Source organism: Anaerocolumna chitinilytica (genome assembly GCF_014218355.1).
GTDB lineage: Bacteria > Bacillota > Clostridia > Lachnospirales > Lachnospiraceae > Anaerocolumna > Anaerocolumna chitinilytica.
On the sequence record NZ_AP023368.1, the window covers coordinates 640,710 to 664,034 of the forward strand.

Below are 23,325 nucleotides of genomic sequence, written 5' to 3' on the forward strand. Positions count from 1 at the left end.
CACAAACAGATTCTTTCACTCCTTTTATTTGTGGCAGTATCGCAGGCTAGCCTGTAATGCTATGGGTGTATATATGAAACCAGATGAAAAGCAACTGGAATTGAACAGGGCAGTAACGGAAATTGCAGAAGAAATCGGAAAAAATTTCTCACAGGATGAAAAGCTCTACAAGACCTTTTTAAACTGTTATGCAAGTACAGCGAAAACAACCTCCAGATTTTTAGAGGACGGTGAGGTTTTCGTATTTACCGGTGATATCGAGGCTATGTGGTTAAGGGATTCTTCCGCCCAGGTAGTGCATTATCTTCCTTTTGCTAAGAAATATCCTATAATAGGTGAATTTATCAAAGGCTTGATAAAACGGCAGATGAGATATATAGCAATCGATTCTTATGCAAATGCTTTTAATGAAGAAGCGAACGGCAGATGCTGGGAGGTGGATCTGACAGCTTCAAATCCCTGGGACTGGGAACGCAAATATGAGGTAGATTCCCTCTGCTATCCTATATGGCTCCTACACGAGTATTGGGAAGTAACCGGAGATACCTCGGTATTTACCGAAGCAGTGAAGGAAGTGTTCATAAAGATTATTGACCAGTGGAAAAAGGAACAGAACCATAGCAGTGACTCCGATTATTCCTTTGTCCGCTTAAACTGCCCGCCTTCAGATACTTTAACACGGGATGGACAGGGAGAACCCTGCGGGTATACGGGAATGACCTGGTCGGGCTTCCGGCCTAGCGATGATGCCTGCCAATATGGCTATCTGGTTCCTTCCAACATGTTCGCGGTTACCATATTGGGCTTTATGAAAGAAATAACAGAGACATTCTATAAAGATAGTGCCCTTTCAGAAGGGATTGACAAATTAAGAGGTGAAATAGAGGACGGAATAAAGAAATTCGGTATTGTAAGCCAGGAAGGATTCGGAGAAATCTATGCATATGAAACCGATGGGCTCGGTAATTACAACCTGATGGACGATGCCAATGTACCGAGTCTTATGTCTATTCCCTGGTTGGGCTACAGCGAGAAAAGTGACAGAATATATCAGAATACCAGAAGATTTATTTTAAGTAAAATGAATCCTTATTATTATGAGGGAAGCTGTGCGAAAGGCATTGGCAGTCCTCATACACCACAGCAGTATATCTGGCATATTGCCCTTACTATGCAGGGGCTTACCGCTGAAACCAGAAAAGAGCAGGAAGAGCTTCTTCAGGTAATACTTCGTTCAGATGCAGGCTGCCAGTTAATGCATGAAGGCTTTCATTGCGACGATCCCTCCAAATTCACCAGAGAATGGTTTGCTTGGGCTAATTCCTTATTTGCCCTGTTTGTGATGCAGCTATACAACAATTAGAAAGGCTTAGAATAAGCATGAAGAATTATTATTTTGATACCACAATTGAAAAGGAAGTATTGGAAAATTATTTAAAAAGATCGGTAACCGCAGCTTTTTTCATTCATACGAAAACTCTGGAAGATGACCTGAGGGCTATTAAAAATCTTGGAGTGAAGTTTATCGGAAGGGCTTCCGGAATATGGGAACCGGATTTGGATGACAAAGAGCATTTCAGAAAATCAAAATACCTGGCAGACAGAGTCCATGAGGTAGACGAGGATATTATTTTACAGGCATGTATTTTCGAAGCAGTATACCGGCATATAGAGAACTTTAAAGTACCGGCTTATGTATTGGAAGCCTTCGGTCTTCCGGTAGAGGAGAGAGGCTTCCGGTTTGAGAAGATGCGCTTTCCTCAAAAGCCCCAGGGGTTTATCTGGGGAGAGGATGGAGCACTCCCAGACATCAATGAATTAGAGACCAGATTGTGGTTTTATTACCGTGCTACCAGATATATCGATGCCGGTTATGAAGCACTTCATATGGGCCAGATCCATCTTTATACCGCTAATGACCGAGGAATGGAAAAAATGTCTGAGCTGGTACAAATGATAAGAGATTATGCCAAAGTACATGCCAGACGGCATAAGGTTCTCTTAGATGCCCACAGCCATGGTATCAGCATCAGGGGAAAATTACTTCTTGATTACCATGCCATGCCCTTTACCAGATATCCGGTATTGGACAGAAAGGGAGAAAAACTGGTACTTGTAAGAGAGGGCTTTAGTGAGGGAGGAGAAAATCCTAACGGCTGGAGTGCAGAGACTATGCCCTATCTGATGGAATATGATAACTGGGGAGGCAAGGTAGTGGAGGACTTTGAACAGTACTCCTATGAAGAAAGAGCCTGGTTCGACTGGTGGGGATATGATCAGATCGGATGGTTTGCCAATCAGGATGAGGAAGGTCAGAAACAGTTTTTAGAATATACCTATAAATGGACGGCTATTAACAATGTGAATGCATACTTTGAGATACCCTTTCGAAGAACCCTTGGAGAAGCTGCGGTATCTATGAAAAGGGCTGATAATGGTGAGATGGATTATCAGGACTATTATCAGATTAATAAAAAAAGCCCTGCCTGCCCCATGGGATTTAGCCAAGAGGATACCGTGAAGCATCTTTGGGATATGGGAGATTCTCTTAGGGAAAAAGCAGGAAACCCTCCCGGACTTTTAGACTATGGTGCTAAAAACACCTACGATGAAGCAACCGGGATGAAGCTGCCGGAAAAAATTGTGTTGTACGGAAGCTTCCAGCCTTATGTGGGAGCGGTAAAGAACGATTCCAACAGTGAAGTTACCAGAATGTATTATATCGGGGACAATACCTACACCTTATCTGTGGTTATTCCCTTTGCAGGTGAATATGACTATGCTGTGTCCACCTATGGAACACTTTCAGCCACCTATTGTTATGATACATACCCCAGAAGCGGCTCCAGCAATAAAGGTTATTTTAAGGTGGAAAAGGATAACACCGTGGTTCGTTTCCGTTACCGATTCATGGATAATCTGGTTACCATTGAGCAGTTTGAAGATTAAATTGTTATAATACAATCATTAAAATAAAATCGTATAAAGGATGCGGCAGATGAATCTAAGAAGAAAGGGAAGCAGCAGGAATGCCCTCCTATTTATCAGCTTTATGCTCATAATGATAGCCATGGGGGCAAATGACAGTCTTCGTGGTATTTTTTCCATCGTATTTAAAGAGCATTTCAGCTTAAACACCACTCAAATATCCACAATTATTACAGTAAGTTACCTTGGGAATCTGGTGTTTTTATTTCTGGGAGGAGCTCTTATTGACCGTTTTCGGAAAAAGCAGGTATTTATCAGTATGCTGCTTATATGGATGAGCGGCATAGCCTTATTTATCCTAACGGATAATTATTTGGTGCTGTTAGCAGGGATGTTCCTGTGTGTTGGGGCCTCCACGCTGATTAATACTACGATTAATATTCTGGTACCGGTAATATTTACCGCATCACCCGGATTAATCGTAAATATCCTTTATTTTGTTCAGGGAATCGGTACCAGTTCAAGCCAGAATGGAATAGGAAGGCTTCCTGCCAGCTTTTCCACCTGGAAGTATGTCAATATGGGACTTGTAGTCCTTGCATTAGCAGGTCTTTTGTTTCTCCTTTTTCAGGACATTCCGGATGTGAAAGGGGAGAAAAAGAAAGCGGTATCCTATAAGGATATTATGAGAACTCCGGCTTTTGTGTTTTTTGTACTGCTGTTTGGCTTTTACTTCATTGCGGAGCATGGGATACTAAACTGGTTTCTGATATATGGTACCAAGGAGCTTCAAAGGTCAACAAAAGCATCGGCTGGATATTTGTCTGTGTTTTTTGGGGGGATTACCCTGGGACGACTTATTCTTGCCCCTGCTGTCCATAGGCTTGGAGTTTCCAAAAGTATCGGTATTTTTGGAGGTATAGGAGCTTTCTTTTATATTGCAGGTATCCTCTCAGGAGGACAGTGGATTGCCCTTCTTAGTATATCCGGGCTTAGTATCTCTATTGTTTATCCAACACTGGTACTTATGATAAGAAACTATTTTAAAGAGGAAGGGATAGCAACTGCAACCGGGGCTATCATAAGCCTGGCGACAGTCTGTGATATTGGATTTAACGCAGCATTTGGAAAGCTTACCGACATGGTCGGACTACGGGAAGCCTTTTATATCCTTCCTGCCAGTATCCTGCTATTCTGCCTGCTCTATACCACTTTTTTAATTAAGATAAAACCCTTGCAAACTGTAAAGAAGGAAGGAAACTTTTGTGAAACTTGACAATTATTATGAAAATCCTGCGATATTGCATGTCGGAACCCAGAAAAACAGAAGCTTTTATATTCCTTATGACACAGAAGGCAGGGAAATGAGAGTAATGTTAAATGGTAAATGGCAATTGGAATTCTACTCGAATCCAGACGAAGTGAGGGATTTTTTAAGGGAAGAATCGGTACCGGATACGATGAAAGAAATAGAGGTGCCATCCAGCTGGCAGCTGTTAGGATATGATAAAAATCAGTATGTGAATATTTACTATCCATTTCCCTATGATCCGCCTTATGTTCCGGCAGACAATCCCTGCGGGCTTTACACCAAGGCCGTAACCTTTACGGCAGAGGAACTGCAAAGAAAGCTGTATCTGAATTTTGAGGGAGTGGATTCCTGCTTCTATCTCTGGATCAATAAAACCTTTGCCGGATATAGCCAGGTATCCCATTCAACCAGTGAATTTGACATTACAGAACTGGTTAAAGAAGGAGAGAACCTTATCCATGTCCTGGTGCTCAAGTGGTGTGACGGAAGCTATCTGGAAGACCAGGATAAGTTCCGGCAGTCGGGTATATTCAGAGATGTTTATATCCTGATGAGACCCAAAGAATTTATCAGGGATTATACAATACGCACCCTTTTAAATGAAACAATGGACAGGGCTTTGATTACCCTGGATGTGGAAGTTATCGGGAATCCAAAGCTCCAATGGGTCATAAAGGATACCGAGGATACTATTATCTGTCATGAGGCAGTAAAAGCTTCCCATACCAGCTTTCAGATTGATAATCCGGTTCTCTGGAATGCGGAAGAACCATCCTTATACCGGATGGAATTAATAACGGAAGAAGAAATCATCGGGGAAAAATTCGGAATCAGAAGTATTATGGTGAAAGACAGTGTTGTACTGGTAAATGGGCAGGCAGTTAAGTTCAAAGGAGTCAACCGTCATGACAGCAGTCCTTATACGGGAGCTGCCGTAAGCCGGGAGCATGCACTTGCAGACTTAAGGCTTATGAAGGAACATAATATTAATGCAATCAGAACGAGCCACTATCCCAATTCTCCCTGGTTTACCCAGATGTGTGATGAATTTGGTTTTTATGTTATCGGGGAAGCCGATATGGAATCCCATGGCTGCGGAGAAGTATATGCAACGGAAGACCTGGATTATGTATCGCAGATAGCAAAGGATAAGCGTTTTAAGGAAGCAATTCTGGACCGGATACAAAGAAATGTTATACGGGATAAGAACCGGACTTGTATCCTTATCTGGTCTCTTGGCAATGAGAGCGGTTATGGTGAGAACTTCATTGAAGCCGGCTGCTGGGTAAAGGAATATGATCCTACCAGACTTCTTCACTATGAAGGCTGCACCTGGCAGGAGTGGCAAAAGCAGGATATGTCCATGCTTGATATGGTCAGCCGCATGTACGCACCGACGGAATGGATACAGGAATACTGCGAAAATAAGGATAACAAAAAGCCGTTTATTCAGTGTGAGTTCTGCCATGCCATGGGAAACGGACCGGGAGACCTGGAAGAGTATTTTGAACAGATTTACCGGTACGATAATTACTGCGGCGGTTTTGTCTGGGAATGGTGTGACCATGGTGTTTACATGGGTAAGGCGGAAGACGGCAGGGATAAATTCTATTACGGAGGAGACTTCGGTGAATTTCCCAATGACAGTAACTTCTGTATGGACGGTCTGGTATACCCTGACAGGAGAATCCATACAGGGCTGGCTGAATACAAGAATGTAATCCGTCCGGCAAGGGTTGGAGAAGTCAGGCTGGAAGAGGGGATTATCCGTATTGAGAATAAACTGGACTTTATAAATCTAAGGGATTACATTACAATTCGTTATGAGATAAAGAGGAATGGTAAACTCTTGGCGGAAGGAATATTAGAAGAGGCAGATATATTACCCCATGAAAGCAAATGCTTTTATCTGGAGATTCTGAAGGAAAAATACCGGGAGGGGGAGGGAAACTGTTATCTGAAGCTGGAATATATCCAAAGGAAAGATGACTCGCTAACCCAGACCGGAAGATTGTGCGGTTTTGATCAAATCTGTCTGTCAGAAAGGTTTGAACTCTCCGGTACAGAAAAGGAGTGTTCCACGGGCCTTCACCTGGAAGATAGCCTGCTTCGTATAGAGGAAGAAGGGCGGAAATACACTATCACCGGTGAAGGATTTGTATATGAATTCTCTAAGGTAAAGGGAACCTTTATAAGTCTAAGAAGAGGGCTGGAGGAGATGTTAAAAGCCCCCATGGAATACAATGTATTTCGTGCTCCCACGGATAATGATAAGAATATTGTTCTTGAATGGAAAAATGCTGGTTATGACAGGATGGTAACAAGAGTCTACCAATGCGAATACACCCGTGAAAAGGATAGTTGTATCATAACCTGCAGGATGGCAATGGGGTCAATATACCTTCAGAACTTTATGACCTTTGAAGTAAAATGGACAATCGCCGGAAACGGATATATTAAATTTGGATTCGAAGGAGAGTTTGATAGAAGCTTTCCTTATCTTCCAAGGCTTGGATTACTTCTGAAGCTTCCCAAGGCTTACCAGAAGGTCAGCTACTTCGGTTACGGTCCTAATGAGAGCTACCCTGACAAGCACAGGAGCAGCTATATTGATCGTTTTGAGACAACGGTGAAGGAGCTCCACGAAGATTATATAAAGCCCCAGGAAAACGGAAGCCATTATTATTGTAAGGATGTACAGCTATCCGATGGAAGCAGCAGAATATCCGTATATGGGAACGTACCGTTAAGCTTCTCAGCTTCCCTTTATACGATAGAGGAATTAAAAGCTAAGCGACACAATTTTGAATTGGAGGAAGCAGATTATGTGACACTGTGCCTGGATTACAGGCAAAGCGGCGTCGGCTCCAACAGCTGCGGCCCTGTATTACCGGAAAAGTATAGGCTGAATGAAAAAAAGGTGGCTTGGGAAATGGCATTTCTCTTTGAAGCCTGTAAGGGATAATCCACAATATAAGAAGAATAATAAAGCCTTCCTGTGATCTGTTAATCAGACTTTCACAGGGAGGCTTTTTGATATTCTATGTACAGGAACGGTACCTTACAGATTTACTACTATAGGAATTAAAGCAATTTATTTGTAATAAACAGTGCCGGAATAGTCGGTAAAGATTGTAACCTGTAAATAATTACCCACAGCAGTGGGTGCAGAGCAGGCTGCCCGTGTGAGATTCAGTGTGCCATGATAGGAACCGTCGTTGTAATTATAGGTGGAAGGAACATAGGAAGCCGGAGAAGACATGTAGTTCGGAAATTGTGCAGGAGTGATAGTAAAGCTGTAAGAGGTGCTATAAGTAATTGTCTTGCTCTCGGCAGGTGCAGTAACTGTACCGGTATATTTTGTATATATTGTAACCTGCAGATTACTTCCCACAGAGATAGGAGCGGAGCAGGCTGCATAGGATAAGCTTAAGGTACCTTTATAGGTACCGTCATTATAGTTATAGGTAGCTGGTACATAAGAGGAAGGTGAACCCATGTAGCTTGGAAATTGAGCTGGTGTGATAATATAGGTGTAGGACTGGTCAACTGTTACGGTTTTTGTTCTGTCATCTGCAAAAGCAGTAAGAGTTAAAACTTGAAGCATTAGAACGGCTATAAATGCGAAACATAGTACTTTTCTAAACTTATACATTCTGGAAACCATATGAAAACCCCTTTCATAATTAGTTTTAGATGTAAACCTGTATTTTACAAAATGTAAAAATAAGGCAAGCCCCTGTATTCAAATCTTACTCTTTTTTATTAGATATGTCAATAATTACCAAAATAATTTTTAAATCAACAAAATGTTTATTTTTTCTTTCACCCAGGCAATCACCGGACCCAGTAAGAAGGCCATCATTAGAGTGACAACACCGATGGTACTTCCGAGTAAAAAACCGATAAGGCAGGCAGTCATATCCCAGGTGATTCTTATAAGACGAAAAGGGATTTTTTTAAACTTGTTGGAAATGATAAATACAATGGCATCATAAGGAGCAGTTCCAAGTTCCACAGCCATATAGACCGCAGCTGCCACAATGAATAGAAAAAGGGCAGGAATTAAAACCAGAATTCGCACGGAGAGAGAACTAAAAGCATTATCCGGTAAAAATAAATCGAACAGCCATCTAAAAAAGTCAACCGTATATCCAATTAATATCATATTTGCAAGAGTTCCCCAACCAATCTGTGAACGGTCAAAGGCAATAACGATAAGAAATAAGATTAAGTTGAGTAGCACCTGCCAATTACCAAAGGATAAGTGCAAATGTCTTGCTATACCCAGATTCATGGCTGAACAGGGGTCTGTTCCGAAATTTACCCGTATTAGAAAGGATAGGGAGAACCCCATCATAAAAACCGCTAATAATACATACAATATTCTCTTTTTATCTTTTAAACCAAATTTCATGTAAGCCTCCGATTCTATGAATCATATTATGTAAATACACTAGTTTATCTTACTAAGGATTCAGATAAATGTCTATCAAAATTTGAATAAATGGAATCTGTAATCAGTCATGTTCTCCATTTTAACCAGTTGCTTAAAGGGCAGTTAAAGTATAAATAAAGTTTTTAATTAATTTTGAGGTAGCCTTTATGCTTCCTATTCGATAAAATAATCAATAGGAGGAAGAAGCGATGAAACAGTATACATTTATTTCAGATTATAAAGAGAATAAGGAACTTAGAACCAGCTTTGAGGCATTGGCCAAAAGAACTTTTGGAATAGATTTTGAAGAATGGTATCAGCGTGGATATTGGGGGGATGCCTTTCGGCCTTATTCTTTCATGGATGGCAGTAGCATCATCTCCAATGTTTCGGTTAATAAAATGCCATTTACTTTGTGCGGGCAGAGGAAGTTCTTTATACAGCTGGGGACTGTTATGACGGACGTTGATTACCGTGGGCAAGGTCTGAATCGGCAGCTGATAGAAATAATATTGAAGGAATATAAAAGTACCTGTGATGGAATTTATCTTTTGGCCAATGATCGTGTGCTGGACTATTATCCAAAGTTTGGATTTCAAAAGGCTGTGGAGTATCAATACAGTAAGGAATTAAAGAATACCGGCAGCAGAGAAGCAATGATATACCCTTTGGGGAAGAAGGAAGACTATGAAAAAATAGAGATAATTATAAAAAAAGCGGTAAAAAGCAGTCTTTTTGAGATGGAGAATAGCGGACTTATTCTGTTTTACCTTACTTATTTTATGAAGAACTCCCTTTATTACATCAGGTCTTTGAATACCTATGCAATAGCGGAGGAAAGGGAAGGAATCCTCTTCCTGCACCAGGTTATTTCAGAAGAGGAAGTGGAACTTGATAAAGTGATAAAAGCCTTCGGTGCTGGTATTAAAAAGGTTGTATTGGGGTTTGTTCCTCAAAATCCCGGCAGTTTTGAGAAAAGTATTTTAAAAGAAGAGGATACCACTCTCTTTGTTCTTGGAGAAGGTTGGGAGGAATTTAAGCAGAAAGGTCTGCGCTTTCCCATATTGTCTCATGCGTGAGATTGAGGAAATGGACAAAATGTGCCGTTAAGGGATAGTGTAAGCCTTGGTTTAAATGGAGTAGTTCCGGTGAAAGGTATGGTGATTCGTTTGGATAAGAAGCAGGAAATGGTGCCTCAGGAGTTAAAGGATTGGCTGGAAGAAACAAAAGATGTAAAGTTAGAAGAAATGAGTGAATTTTTTGGCGCAAGAGTAGAGGAATACGAAGAGCATATGGCTCCCTGGAAGAAATATTATTCATGGATGGCAAAAGAGCTTCCGGAGAATGCAAAGGAAATACTTGATATTGGCTGCGGTACAGGGCTTGAGTTAGACGCTGTATTCGGAAGGTTTCCTAAAATGCAGGTGACTGCGATTGATTTATCTGAGGTCATGTTAAGGCAGTTAAATGAAAAGCATGAGAATAGAAATCTGCATCTCATATGCGAAGATTATTTTACTGCCAACTTTGGAGAGGAATGTTACGATGCAGCAATCTCCTTTGAAACCCTTCACCATTTTACGGCAGATAAAAAGAGAGAGGTATTTCAAAAGCTCTACAAAAGCATAAAGCCGGGCGGCTGTTATATAGAGTGTGATTACATAGCAGGTTCTATTGAAGAGGAAGAACTCTTGCTTTCGGAATGTAAGCGCAGAAGAAAACGGGATGGGATTCCGGATAATATTTTTGTTCATTTTGACATACCGCTTACTCTGGAACATGAAATAAAAACGATGGAAGAAGCCGGGTTTGAGAAGGTTGAAGTTCTGGGATATCTGGGAGAGAACAGGACACCAATGATTAGGGCGTGGAAAATAGAGGGAACAGTAACAATCTTAAACATATCTCAAATGACAGGACTTACAGATCGTACAATCAGAAATTATATAAAGAGAGGTCTCCTACAAGGCAATCTTATAAAAGGTGTATGGCGTTTTTCAAAAGCGAGTTTAGAAGCTTTCTTTGATGAAAAGTTTGTAAAACAAGGACTTGAGGGCAAAGCAGCTATCCTTGTGGAACATTTTCTAAGTGATTGGAAAGAAATAGACGACTCTCTTTGTTCTGTATATAAGTTGAAAATAAATAATGATAATTCCCAGAAATTGTGTGACGAACTTCTGGAAAAAATTAATGCGAATAATTATCGAGGAATGCAATTTTACTATAATTTTAATAAGAAGACTAAAATTGCTAAATTTGTTGTTACTGGATTACCCGAAGACGTAATAGATATAACTAAATTACTAAATACTTTCAGGAAGCAGAAGTTAACCCAGAATTCAATATGAAAAACCAATGATTTTTCCAATGGAAAACTCCATTAAGTTATTTTAAACTAATGGAAAATACCATAGGAGATTATCTATGAGAACATTATACAATAAAATATATACATTAATTTATCAATTGGATTATGACAGAATATGGAGGGGATTTCATCCATATCCCTTTGCTCTTTACAACAAAAAATTGGTATTCCTATCAAATAAAGAGATTCCTTATAATACTAGTTTTCGAGGAAATACCAGTATTTTATGGGATGGTAGTTATATGGCTATTTGGCGGGTTGAAGACGAGGAGAAATATAATGTGGAAGTATTAGCAGCGGAAATCGTTCATGAAATGTTTCATGCATTTCAGCAGGAAATGGGTGAAGAAAGATTTCCAGATGACTTTAAACTACTTTGCTATCCAAATGATAATAAAAATTTGTCCTTAAAGTATAAAGAGAATCAAATACTTGCAAGGGCGATAGTAGAACAGGATAGAATAGAGGTGTTGAAATTATTAAGATATGTCAATTCATATCGCAAGAGAAGAGAATTATTAGTGAGGGAGTTTATTTGGGAAGAATATAGAACTGAAGTTTTAGAAGGAATGGCAGAATATGCTGCACTGATAGCACTAAAGATGTTCAACCTTCAGTTTTATGAGAAGAGGATAGAGGATTATAAAAACCTGCTAATAAAAGCAAATTCCATGCAAATTGATATTAGAAGAATATCCTATGTAACAGGTGCGGTTATAATGCTGTTATTTATTAATGCTGGGATTGATATTTTTCATATTATTGGAGTAGAGAAAAAAACAGTATGGGAACTTGGGGCGGATTATTTGGAAATAAAAGAAATAAAAGAGTTAGACGAGATAAAAGAACTGGATATTGAACCTAGTATGGAAATCGAAAGTTATTTGCAGGAAAAATTACAAAATTGTAAGCATCAGCTATGTAGCTTCTTTAAGTCAAGAAGAAAGAAAATAAACAGAAAGGGAATCATTACAGGGTATGATCCTATGAATATGATTAAATATGGTAAGTTACTGTTATGTACCCATTTTGCTGAGATTGTATTCCAAGATGATGAAAAATGTACGGAATTCACTGGACCGTTAGTGTTACAATTAGAGGAAGAAGCAGGAAAAGTAATAAGCTGTTATTATACTTAAGGAATACTTATACTAAATTACCAGCTCAGAATAGATAATTTGTAGATATTTAAGAAGTAATCTGTAGACTAGGAGCTATTTTAGTTTTTCATAAAGAAAGTAAAGGAAGTTATCATGGCCTATAAAATACTTATCGTTGATGATGAAGAAGATATATTAAGAATGCTAAAAGATTATTTCGAGCTATCCGGTTATGCTGTATATACCGCAGACAGCGGAATGTCTGCTATCGAGAAAATATCCGTTAACCCGGATATCATACTCCTTGACATTAATATGCCGGATATGGACGGGCTTTCCGTATGTAAAAAGATACGTAATCATGTAAATGTCCCCATCGTATTTCTGACAGCTAAGGTGGAGGAGCAGGATAGAATCAATGGGCTCATGCTTGGAGGTGATGATTATATCACAAAACCCTTTAGCTTCGAGGAATTACATGCCAGAGTGACAGCACATCTGCGCCGGGAGGAGAGGCAAAAAGGAACCAAAAAGATAAGGATAGCAGGAGATCTTCTAATTGAATATGATGCCAGAAAAGTGTATTGGGGCGAGGAAGAGATTAGCCTGACCAGAACAGAATTTGATATTGTAGAGATTCTAAGCCTTCATAAGGGCCAGATTTTTGATAAGGAAGCAATTTATGAGAAGCTCTGGGGGTATGATAAGGAGGGCAGCAGTAATATCATAACCGAGCATATCCGAAGGATCCGGACTAAGATTGGCGGATATTATCAGAGGGATGTGATCGAAACAGTTTGGGGAGTTGGTTACCGATGGATAATTTAGAATATCAGATTAATCGCTTAAAGGTTTTTTTGAATAATTCCAGTTTGAAAAAAGCATTGGGATTATATATTATAATTGCGATTCTTCTCTGCGGAGCAAGTTACTTTGCCACTTACCTTTTTTGTGAAGGCTGGAAAAATGTTATTATGTCTGGAGAAGGGGTAAAGAATTATACCGTAATCTATAAAGATACTCAAGGTTATACGGTGAATACAGAGGAGCTGCCAAAGAAAATTAACGACATACTAAGACTTCTTGACCAGGCAGAAGCATTTTCCGTATTTTTCTATGCAAGCATTGCTATTGTTATGGTCAGTCATATGTATTATAAAAATAAACTAAAGGAACCACTGGATATCCTGAAAAAAGAAATGGAAGCGGTAAGCAGGGACGATCTTAGTATGGACTGCCGTTATTTAAGCGGAGACGAAATGGGAGATATCTGTGAGGCTTTTAATCAAATGAGGCTTCAATTAATAGATAACCGCAGAAATACCTGGAAACTGGTAAATGACCAAAGAGAGTTAAATGCTGCTTTTGCTCATGATATCAGAACTCCTTTGACGGTTATGAAAGGATATACGCAGATTCTACGTAAATTCCAGTCGGGTGGACAGATATCGGAAGAAAAACTTATGGAAACCCTTACTCTTATCGAGAATCAGGTGGACAGGCTGGAGCAGTTTGCTAACACCATGAAAGAAATCAATACATTTGAAGAACTGGAGCTAGTAAGAAGGCAGACAACAGGTGGCAAACTGATATCTGAGATAAAAGAACTTCTTTCTGTAATGGCTGGGGCTATACCCAAGGTGGATTTTATTATGGAAGCAGACCATGAAGAGTCGGAAATGGTTCTTGATAGCAGGGTGGTCCTGGAGGTGGCGGAGAATCTAATGGGAAATGCCCTTCGCTATGCAAAGGAAAAGATTCAGATACAGCTTCAACTGGAAAACGGAAAGTTGTATCTCTATGTCAAGGATGATGGTAAAGGTTTTGATAAGAAAGCCCTGTCAAATGCAAAAACTCCCTACTTTACGACAGAAAAGGGGCATTATGGACTGGGGCTTACAATCTGCAGGCTCTTATGTGAAAAACATGGAGGAATGCTTGAGATAACCAACGGAATTCATGGAGGCGGTATTGTTTGTGCAAGTTTTTTCGTGATGTAGTGAAAAGATAGATAATTCCATTTTAGAATAAAATCATCCCGATAAGGGGTGATTTATTTATATTGGAGATATATATGGATAACAGAGCCTAGTGATTATCGGAAGAAATGGAGAGAAAAGTATGAGCCGGGAAATTATTCTAAAGAACGTAAGCAAAGCCTATGGAAATAAGAAGGCTGTTGATGGAGTCAGTCTGAATATCAGTGAGGGTATGTTTGGGCTTTTGGGAAGAAACGGAGCAGGAAAAACAACGCTGATGAAAATTCTTGCCACCTTACATAATCCTACGGCAGGAGAAGTTACAGTGAATGGAATTGATATCAAAGAAACCAGGAAAATACGAAGTATGACAGGCTATCTGCCTCAGGATTTTTCTATGTATGGGAGCATGACAGCATATGAGGCCATGGATTATCTGGGAACTCTCTCCGGTATGAAGAAGGAGGAGAGAAAAGAGCGTATACCGGAACTTTTGGAAAAGGTGAATCTGTCAGCTAACCACAGAACCAAGGTTAAGGCAATGTCCGGTGGAATGCGTAGAAGGCTTGGCATCGCTCAGGCAATACTTCATAATCCCCAGGTTCTCATTGTAGATGAGCCTACAGCAGGGCTTGACCCGGAGGAGAGGGTACGATTTCGAAATCTGTTATGTGAGATAGCACAGGATAGAATTGTTATACTTTCCACCCATATTGTCGGAGATATTGAAGCTACCTGTGAGGATATTGCAGTACTTGACAGCGGAAAGCTCATTTTTCGAGGAACGGTAAGAGAGCTGATTGAGATGGCGGAAGGAAAGGTTTATACCGCAGAAATCTCCAGGATGGAACTGGAGGAGCTAAAAGCAACCCATATTGTTACTGCTATTCTATCAAAGGGAAGCATGGCAGAAGTGCGTTTTCTCTCAGAGACAGGCACGCCTTTTGAAAAAGCAATGCTGATAGAACCGAATGCAGAGGATGCTTATCTTTATCTTATGGGAAGGAAGGGAGGCAGGTAAAATGTGGCTGACACTATTTCGAAAAGAATGTAAGATGTGGTGTAAGAGTATTTTATTTTTCGGGTACCTGGCAGTTATCCTATTCTTCTACCTGACTCAGATGGGGGGAGAAGATATACCTGGGGAGCCAAAACCCGGACAAAAAAGCTATGGTTATCACTACAGTACAAATGAGCAGGTGATTATGAAGTCAGCTACCGATAGTCTCCTCCGTGAATATAGCTACGGTACCTATATTACCTATCCCATTGGCTTCTATAAGGCAGTCCATCTGGATGAGGTAAAAACAAAAAAAATAGAAGCTCTGTTATTAAAGCTTATCGGTGTGGATTCTGATGAATTCAAAAAGGCGATACAAGAGTTTAAGGATGGGATGCTTAAGCAAGCAGAGGATGGGAATATGGTAGTGACGGAAGCACCGCCCATGAAGCTAAAAGTTCTGGAGAATATCCCCTACAACGAATTTCTTAGCATAATGAAGCAGGCAGATCAAATAATCGGTAAAGGAAGTATGTACAGCAAGGCATATCTAAGCAGTAACGCAAGAGTACCTCTTACCTATGAAGAAGCGCTGCAGGATTATAACCAGATAAAAGAAAAGGACCGTTTTTCCGGGGCTTATGCCAGACTTTATTGCGACTATTTTGGTATCCTATTAGGTATAATACCAGTATTTTTTGTGACCTCCAGGGTACTTAAGGATAAGCATGCCCATGCAAATGAAGTATTATATGGAAAGAGTGCCTCCTCGTCGGTTATTGTAACCGCCCGTCTGGCATCTATCTGCTGTATGCTGTTTCTGCCGGTATTGCTGGTATCCCTTCTGCCTTTATCCCAAGCGGCTTATGCTGCTAAGAATGCAGGTGTTACCGCAGATTATTTTGCATTTCTAAAGTACTGCACCGGTTGGCTTCTGCCGAGTATTCTGGTGGTGGCGGTATTGGGGTATTTCATAAGTGAACTGACAGAAGGAGTTTTCTCCATTCTTATACAGGTGATCTGGTGGTTTATTTCTCTTTTAGCTGGGATGAGCCGGATGGAAGGCGGCTTTGGACTGAATCTTATTCCAAGGTTTAATACCCTTGGGGAATATGGTAATTTTCATAAAAGCTTAGGGCAGCTGATTATTAATCGTTCAGTTTACACCGTGGTAGCGTTGGTGCTTCTGGCAGCGCTAATTTATTTGTATGACACTAAGAGGAAAGGAATTTTACAGAAAAATGGAAAAGTATCAAAAGTTTATCTGCGTAAATCTAAAGCATAATCTGCTGCTGCCTGTTCTTCTTGTAGTGGCTCTATGCCTGTTTTCACCTTTAGCCATGGGACTTGAGAATCTTGATTCATTGCAGACTGCAAAGGTAGTCGAGGTATTCTTAAGCCTTACAGGACTTATACTCCTAATGACAGTGTTCTCTCCGGATATAGACAGAGATATTAGAGATATGATTGCTTCAAAAAAAGAACCAATGACTGTAATTCACACTCTTCGTATTCTGTGTGCCGCTTTTGTCCTTGCAGCAGTAGGAATTCTATTTCTTTCCTGGATGAAAATCGGTGCTTGTCAGTTTTCTTTTTTCAAAATGTTTTTCTGCTTTCTGGCAAACAGCATTTTTCTGGGGGGAATAGGGGCATTTGTCTTTTCCTTATCCAATCAGCCGGTTTTAGGGTATATGGCATCCATATTATACTTTTTACTCAACTTTGGGTCAGGGAAAAAGTACATGGGGAATTTCTTTTTATTTTCCATGCAGTATGGAAGTTTTACCGAAAAGTATTACCTTTTGACAGGAGGACTTATGCTGCTGCTTCTGGCAGTAGTCTGGCGGGATTTGATACGGAAACGGTTAATTTGAGGAAAACATGCTATTCTTTGGATAATTGTTGATATAACGATGTGCCGGAGATATAATAGATATAAAGACGAAGCATTCGGTAAATGTGGAAACAGGCAGAGAAAGTGTTTCCTGGAAGACAGAGAGACTTTAAAAGAATAGAGATAAATTTCACACACAGGATAATACCTGTGACGTAAGTTTGCAGTAAGAAAGGCATGGTTATTATGATGGAATGGGATAAGCTATTAGCATTTAATATGCAGGTGGAAAGAGAAGAAGAACCAAGGGATTTTGAAAAATATCCGATCAGTGATTTGGAGAAAGATTATAAATCCATAATATCAAGTGCGGCCTTTCGAAGATTGCAAGACAAGACACAGGTATTTCCTTTGGATAAGAGTGATTTTGTAAGAACCAGGTTAACACATTCCATTGAGGTTTCTACAATAGCCAGGCAGTTAGGTATCATGATTACCAGAAATACAACCCAATATTTGCAGGAAGACTTTAAAAATAACAGTAAATTTGCGGAAGAAATCCCGGTTGTACTATCCTGTGCCGGACTCCTCCATGATATTGGAAATCCTCCCTTTGGTCATTTTGGAGAGGTAGTTATCGGAGAATGGTTCAAAAAGGAATTTAAGAATCCAAACTTCAGATACAAAGGGAAACCGGTAGCGAAAGTGCTGCAGGAGCAAATGAAAAAGGATCTGGAGAATTTTGAAGGTAATGCACAGGCTTTAAGAATTCTTTCCAAAGTAAAAAACAACCAGCAGGGTTATGATGTAAACTTAACCTATGGTGTTTTAAATACACTTATAAAATATCCTACGAATTCCTTGGATTTTGATGGTGAGAGTGAAGATATCAAAAAACATAAGCTTGGTTACTTCTATGCGGAAAGAAATACCATGGAATATATCTGCACGATTACCGGAACCAAGAAGGAAAAGGAATATATAAGACATCCTCTTGTATATTTGATGGAAGCCGCGGATGATATAGCTTATGCTACTGCAGATTTGGAAGATGCCCTGAAAAAAGGTTTGTTTTCACTGAATCAGTTCATAGAGTATTTTGACAGAAAGGTAAATGATATCTCCAATTCCTCCTACAAGAAATATACCCAGGAATTAATAGCAGATTTGCGAAAACGTATAAATGAAAATGACAGAAGCATCGAAGGAGACCTGATTGCATTTCAGAAATGGATGGAGCACGTAAGAAAATGGCTGATGTATATCGTATCCTACCGATTTTCAAAAAGTTATACGGAGATTATGAACGGAACCTTTAAAGAGGATATGTTCTATGAAACCAATCATCAGGAATCCATAAAGATATTAAAAGGTGCAATGAAGGAGTTCGTATACGACAATATTGAAATAATAAAGTTGGAATTATCCGCGAAGAAGATTATCAGCGCATTAATGGACGATTTTATTTATGCGGTGTTGCACTGGGATGCTGATAGTTCCCTGGAGGCGGATGAATACAGTCTTTCAAAAGCAGATAAAAAGTTAATAAGCATAATTTCGGCGAATTATAAGGAAGATTACAAATGTGCAAGAACGGAAAACGAGGCTGAAAATTTGTATTTAAGATTCCTGCTGGTTACAGATTATATAAGCGGAATGACAGATTCTTATGCAAAAAATCTATACCAGGAATTAAATGGACTAAAATAAAGGTGTAAGTAAGCGGATTATTATATGAAATATATAAATGAAACCGGCTGGCATTGACGAAAGGAGTAACCCCTTTGTTAATGCCAACCGGTTTCATTTTGATTGTAGGTATTCAAACTATAGAATCTTCACTATTTAGTATTATCATAATAATTTACTTTGCCAATAGTTTTACAGCGTCAGGAGTCAATGCGGTAACAGGCCAGCCTTCCTTATCCCAGTGAATTGTACCGATTAGGAGAATACTTGCGCTGGCTTTTCTAAAATACTCACTTACAAAATAATACTTTCCGTCTTTATCCTGGAAAACAGAAGCATGTCCCGGCATAAGAAGCTCTGAGAGCCCCTGAGTCGCAGGAGTTCCGCCGCCTTCTAGCATGGACTTCCCTTCTCTGTCGAGATAAGGGCCATGAATGCTTTTGGAACGTCCAACACGGTTGTGATAAGTATTGTTCATAGGATTAAAGGCAGTAAAAAGATAATAATATTCCCCGCGCTTGATGATATAAGGAGCCTCAATGGCACCATTATTGGCATAACGTCTGGCAATGTGATAAAGTCTGGAATTATCTTTTAGCAGCAGACCTGTATCCGGGTCAATACTGCGCTGGTAGATACCGTTCCAATAGGAACCAAAAGTTAAGAATACACCTCCGTTCTCATCTATGGAGATATTCGGATCAATGCAATTATAATCATCCCCTGTATGGGAGCGGATCACCACTCCTTTATCCTCCCAGTGATAATCAGGAGAATTCATATCCAAGGTACTATTCACAGCCATACCGATGGCAGAATTCTGACTGCCTGAAGTCGAAATGCAGTAATACAGGTAGTATTTCTCTTTTATCTTATAGACACTTGGTGCCCATATACCATAGCCCGGAACCTCGCTGTTCATCCAGGAAGGGTCTTTGTCGCCAAACACTGTTCCTGCAATTGTCCAATTTATCAGGTCTTTTGAGGTCTTGATACTGATATGAGGGGCCATGATAAACATGTAATAGGTGTCACCATATTTTATGATTTGGGGGCAGGAGGAGTGGAAGAGGCTTCCTTCTACCGGCAGCAGATAAGGCAAATCCTTCGTTAAGGATACTTCCTTGAAATCCCATAACTGCCATTCGTCCTTCGTGAAGGTTAACATCTGGGGAAGGATGGAGGATTTCTTAGAGTTCTCTGTCAATCCAAGAGTATAGTCTGAGAGGGAGGATATGATTTGTATAGAGCCGTTATACTCTTTCAAAGTCCAAAGCTGAGAAGAACTCTGCTTCTCGTCCGGTTTCCGGACCTCTATTATTGCGCCGGTGTCTTTGGAATCTTTACGGATAGATATGTTTCTGGGGGTAAGAAGGGATTGGAGAGTGTAATAATCCCCTTGTTTTTTCACTCGCCAGAGCTCATCAAAGCCGCCCGTATCTCCATACTGCCATACCTGTGCCCCGTCAACCATGCCGCTTAGCTGCATATTCAGAGGCCTTTTGGTAGCTTTATTTATAATTTTATAGATTCCGCCGTCTTTTATGGAATTCGGCCCGTCATTTGGCGATGCTTTCGGTGCTGATTCCTTGCTGCAGCCGATAACAAGGGTGCATAGAGTAATGACTGCAAGTAAGCATATTAGCATAGCGTTACGGGTCTTAATTCTCTTCATGAAATACCTCCATTACAATGTTCTGGGGGTAATCTCCGAACTTTTCTCCGAATAAATTCATTCCGCCGACGTATTTCGCATTGGGCTTCACGCCGATCTTAAAGGAAATAAAGCTGTTCTTATTCAAACCAAGAGAGGAAATGGTATGGTTTGAAACCTTCTGCTCATCGATAAAACAGCCCTTTTCCGTAATCCAGATCTTTCTCAAATCTCCGTATTGGGTAGAAGCATCGTTCCACCAGTAGGGATTTAACTTACCTCTTCTTCCGCCATAGTCTCCGGGGCATTCCAGGATGCCTATCTCGGTATTGTTCATCCAGATGCTGACATCGGAGCGCCAGTTAGGATTGTATCCTAAGGCTTCTGAACAGATTTCAAAAGTGAACTGAATCTTATTAGCGGAATTGGATTTTAAGATGGTATTGGAAAAACGGTATTCCAAATGTCCGTAAGTCAGCCAGATTAACTGGGCTTTATAGCGCTCTGTACTAAAGAAACCGCTGATGCTGTCTTCTGCACCAAGATCGGAAACTTCTGATACGATACCACAGGGCGGAGATACATTATAATCGAAATAGCAGCCGATAGGCATATCCTCCCGGAACAGGTACTTAGAATTTAAGCCCAGATCAAGACATACATCCACATTAACATTGGATACCAGTGCACCGCAGAGCTTTTGAGCTCCTTTTGAGCCGGGAATGGGTTGAACAGAAATCAGTCCGGCACTTTCCAATGTTTTAATATGAAGTGCTGCGCTGGAGAGGGGAATATTAAAATGGGAGGCCACATCGGTAATAATGGCTGGCTTATTCGAAAGGAACTCGAGAATATCAATACGTGTAGAGGAGGAAAAAGCCTTTCCGATATTCACAAGTTCCTCCTTCTTTTCAAGATTTAGCTTCAAACTTTCTTTCATAGATAGAATTTACCCTCATCTTTCTAAATTACAGAAGTAACATATCTGCGATAATTTTATCCTACCATGAAAAGGAAAAAAATGCAACATATTTATACATTATATATGTACAAAGATTAAAATTCTAAAAATCTTTTGTACATAGAAAATGTTGTTAAAATTATTTATACAAGAAATATAAACAAATATATTGACATAAAATTGATATAGTAGTATGATTTGTTTAAATCAATTGGGAAAAAGAATAAATAAGTACATAAAAAATATATAAATAACAATTGATATTACTACATACAAAATGTATAAATAAGAAAATAAATCAAGAATGAGGAGTTATGATTATGTTGACACAATACCCAAGGCCCCAATTTCAAAGACAGAATTGGACGAATCTAAACGGAGAATGGAACTTCCTGTTTGACGATGATAACAAGGGAGAAGAGGAAGAATGGTATAAGTCCTTTCCGGATAGTCAGAAGATTCTTGTTCCTTATTCCTATGAGACTGCACTTAGCGGGATTAATGACCAGAGCCATCACAAGGTACTCTGGTATCAAAATACCTTTACAGCAGACATGAAAGATAAGAAACGAATGCTCTTGCATTTTGAAGGAGTGGACTTTGAAACGAAGGTGTGGGTAAATGGTATCTTTGCCGGAAGCCATAAAGGCGGATATGCTGCCTTTCAGATTGATGTTACAAGGATGTTAAAGGAAGGTGATAATAATATTGCCCTTCGCGTGGAAGATAGTTTGAGCTGCGAACAGCCAAGAGGAAAACAGCGCTGGAAACAGGATAACTTCGGCTGCTGGTACATACAGACCACAGGAATCTGGAAAACAGTATGGTTAGAGGAAGTACCGGAGTTCTATTTGGAGAAAGTGAAGATGACTCCGGATATTGATAAAGGAATCATAGATATAACAGCTAAGTTCTCCGGCACTAAGAGAGAAGAAAACACCTGGCTTCAGGTGGAAATATCCCTGGAAGGAAAGAAAATCTGCAAAAAACAGGCACAGGTTTTAAACGGTCACCTTCATATTCCGGTTAATCTCATTGGAGAAGAGGAGCCTTGGACCCTTGCTCTTTGGTCTCCTGAATCACCAAAACTCTATGATGTTAAATTTAGCCTGTTGGCAGGCGAAGAAATAACAGATGAGGTAGACTCTTATTTCGGAATGAGAAAGATATCCATAGAAGGAGATAAGATACTGCTGAATAACCTGCCCCTTTATCAAAGGTTGATTCTGGACCAGGGCTATTGGGAAGAATCTCACCTGACACCGCCTTCGGAAGAAGCAATGATAGAAGATATCGAATTAATATTAAAAGCCGGATACAACGGATTGAGAAAGCATCAGAAAGTAGAGGATGCACGTTTCCTTTACTGGTGTGATCGGAAGGGACTGTTGGTTTGGTCTGAAATGGCTTCCCAGTATATCTTCAATGACAGCAGTATACAGCTCTTTACGAAGGAATGGATGGAGATTGTAGAACAAAATTATAACCATCCTTCCATTATTACCTGGACACCTTTTAATGAAAGCTGGGGTATAGAATACATAGCGGTTGACACAGCCCAGCAGCAGTTTACCGAAAGCATTTACCACCTTACCAAATCCCTTGACGGAATGAGGCCGGTTATTGTAAATGACGGATGGGAGCATACGGTATCTGACATTATTACGCTTCATGACTATGTGGAGGGGGGAGAAGAGTTCCTTTCAAGATATCGTGACAAGGATAAGATTCTTGGAAATGAGATACCTTTTAATCTAGTTCGATATGCTTTTGCAAAAGGCTATAGCTACAAAGGTCAGCCGGTTATCATCAGTGAGTATGGTGGTATTGCTCTGACCAACGAAAAGGGCTGGGGATACGGCGAACAAGTGAAGTCCGAAGACGCGCTGCTTTCCAGATTCGATGGAATTACATCCGCTATCAAATCCCTGGACTATATCTGCGGTTTCTGTTACACCCAGTTAACTGACGTGCAGCAGGAAATTAACGGGCTTTATACGATGAAGCGTGAACCGAAAGTGAATATAGAAAAGATCAGTGAAATAAATCGAAGATAATTTCA

At 40.0% G+C, this 23,325-nt stretch carries 18 protein-coding genes; 14 read left to right on the forward strand and 4 right to left on the reverse strand.

Features of this window, described 5'->3' with window-relative positions; all coding sequences use genetic code 11:
* The first annotated feature begins 73 nt into the window (after window positions 1-73).
* Genes bsdcttw_RS02905 through bsdcttw_RS02920 form a run of 4 tightly spaced genes read left to right on the forward strand, consistent with a single transcriptional unit; the run spans window position 74 to window position 7,205 of the window.
* A complete protein-coding gene (locus tag bsdcttw_RS02905; RefSeq protein WP_185257924.1) occupies window positions 74-1,363 on the forward strand; it encodes a glycoside hydrolase family 125 protein in 1,290 nt (429 codons plus the stop codon).
* Window positions 1,364-1,380: 17 nt separating this feature from the next.
* Window positions 1,381-2,949, forward strand: a complete 1,569-nt coding sequence (locus bsdcttw_RS02910; protein ID WP_185257925.1) for a hypothetical protein — start codon at window positions 1,381-1,383, stop codon at window positions 2,947-2,949.
* A gap of 49 nt (window positions 2,950-2,998) precedes the next feature.
* On the forward strand, window positions 2,999-4,204 hold the full coding sequence (locus tag bsdcttw_RS02915) for an MFS transporter (protein WP_185257926.1): 1,206 nt from the start codon (window positions 2,999-3,001) through the stop codon (window positions 4,202-4,204).
* Window positions 4,194-7,205, forward strand: a complete 3,012-nt coding sequence (locus bsdcttw_RS02920; RefSeq protein ID WP_185257927.1) for a glycoside hydrolase family 2 TIM barrel-domain containing protein — start codon at window positions 4,194-4,196, stop codon at window positions 7,203-7,205. The genes bsdcttw_RS02915 and bsdcttw_RS02920 overlap by 11 nt, the downstream gene beginning before the upstream one ends.
* 129 nt (window positions 7,206-7,334) lie before the next feature.
* On the opposite strand, the gene bsdcttw_RS02925 is transcribed toward bsdcttw_RS02920, so the two are convergent.
* Together bsdcttw_RS02925 and bsdcttw_RS02930 are read right to left on the reverse strand one after the other, a co-directional pair.
* Window positions 7,335-7,907: a hypothetical protein gene (locus tag bsdcttw_RS02925; RefSeq protein WP_185257928.1), complete on the reverse strand. Its 573-nt coding sequence runs from the start codon at window positions 7,905-7,907 to the stop codon at window positions 7,335-7,337.
* A gap of 129 nt (window positions 7,908-8,036) precedes the next feature.
* A complete protein-coding gene (locus tag bsdcttw_RS02930; protein WP_185257929.1) occupies window positions 8,037-8,657 on the reverse strand; it encodes a YczE/YyaS/YitT family protein in 621 nt (206 codons plus the stop codon).
* Between the two features lie 230 nt (window positions 8,658-8,887).
* Here bsdcttw_RS02930 and bsdcttw_RS02935 point away from each other — a divergent pair, with 230 nt between their 5' ends.
* The 9 genes from bsdcttw_RS02935 (at window position 8,888) to bsdcttw_RS02975 (ending at window position 18,669) form a co-directional block, all read left to right on the forward strand.
* Window positions 8,888-9,757 (forward strand): GNAT family N-acetyltransferase, encoded by an 870-nt coding sequence (locus tag bsdcttw_RS02935; protein WP_185257930.1) that lies wholly within the window; start codon window positions 8,888-8,890, stop codon window positions 9,755-9,757.
* Between the two features lie 21 nt (window positions 9,758-9,778).
* Window positions 9,779-11,026 carry a methyltransferase domain-containing protein gene (locus bsdcttw_RS02940; RefSeq protein WP_225903775.1) on the forward strand — a complete coding sequence of 416 codons (1,248 nt, stop codon included), beginning with the start codon at window positions 9,779-9,781 and terminating at the stop codon, window positions 11,024-11,026.
* Between the two features lie 76 nt (window positions 11,027-11,102).
* Window positions 11,103-12,185 carry a hypothetical protein gene (locus bsdcttw_RS02945; protein WP_185257931.1) on the forward strand — a complete coding sequence of 361 codons (1,083 nt, stop codon included), beginning with the start codon at window positions 11,103-11,105 and terminating at the stop codon, window positions 12,183-12,185.
* 114 nt (window positions 12,186-12,299) lie between these two features.
* On the forward strand, window positions 12,300-12,974 hold the full coding sequence (locus bsdcttw_RS02950) for a response regulator transcription factor (RefSeq protein ID WP_185257932.1): 675 nt from the start codon (window positions 12,300-12,302) through the stop codon (window positions 12,972-12,974).
* A complete protein-coding gene (locus tag bsdcttw_RS02955; protein WP_185257933.1) occupies window positions 12,962-14,146 on the forward strand; it encodes a HAMP domain-containing sensor histidine kinase in 1,185 nt (394 codons plus the stop codon). Before bsdcttw_RS02950 ends, bsdcttw_RS02955 begins: the two co-directional genes overlap by 13 nt.
* Before the next feature lie 121 nt (window positions 14,147-14,267).
* On the forward strand, window positions 14,268-15,146 hold the full coding sequence (locus bsdcttw_RS02960) for an ABC transporter ATP-binding protein (protein ID WP_185257934.1): 879 nt from the start codon (window positions 14,268-14,270) through the stop codon (window positions 15,144-15,146).
* Between the two features lies 1 nt (window position 15,147).
* Complete coding sequence (locus tag bsdcttw_RS02965) at window positions 15,148-16,410, forward strand: ABC transporter permease (protein WP_185257935.1); 1,263 nt, start codon at window positions 15,148-15,150, stop codon at window positions 16,408-16,410.
* Window positions 16,367-16,999: a hypothetical protein gene (locus tag bsdcttw_RS02970; protein ID WP_185257936.1), complete on the forward strand. Its 633-nt coding sequence runs from the start codon at window positions 16,367-16,369 to the stop codon at window positions 16,997-16,999. The genes bsdcttw_RS02965 and bsdcttw_RS02970 overlap by 44 nt, the downstream gene beginning before the upstream one ends.
* Window positions 17,000-17,205: 206 nt before the next feature.
* Window positions 17,206-18,669, forward strand: coding sequence for a deoxyguanosinetriphosphate triphosphohydrolase (locus tag bsdcttw_RS02975; protein WP_225903776.1), 1,464 nt, complete (start codon window positions 17,206-17,208; stop codon window positions 18,667-18,669).
* Between the two features lie 154 nt (window positions 18,670-18,823).
* On the opposite strand, the gene bsdcttw_RS02980 is transcribed toward bsdcttw_RS02975, so the two are convergent.
* Both bsdcttw_RS02980 and bsdcttw_RS02985 read right to left on the reverse strand, forming a co-directional pair.
* The gene (locus bsdcttw_RS02980) at window positions 18,824-20,323 is read right to left on the reverse strand and encodes a family 43 glycosylhydrolase (protein WP_185257937.1); all 1,500 of its coding nucleotides are present in this window, start codon (window positions 20,321-20,323) and stop codon (window positions 18,824-18,826) included.
* Window positions 20,310-21,242: an ArsR/SmtB family transcription factor gene (locus bsdcttw_RS02985; protein WP_185257938.1), complete on the reverse strand. Its 933-nt coding sequence runs from the start codon at window positions 21,240-21,242 to the stop codon at window positions 20,310-20,312. The genes bsdcttw_RS02980 and bsdcttw_RS02985 overlap by 14 nt, the downstream gene beginning before the upstream one ends.
* A 341-nt stretch (window positions 21,243-21,583) precedes the next feature.
* On the opposite strand from bsdcttw_RS02985, the gene bsdcttw_RS02990 reads away from it, so the two are divergent.
* Window positions 21,584-23,320, forward strand: coding sequence for a glycoside hydrolase family 2 protein (locus bsdcttw_RS02990; protein ID WP_185257939.1), 1,737 nt, complete (start codon window positions 21,584-21,586; stop codon window positions 23,318-23,320).
* The last annotated feature ends 5 nt before the right edge of the window (window positions 23,321-23,325 follow it).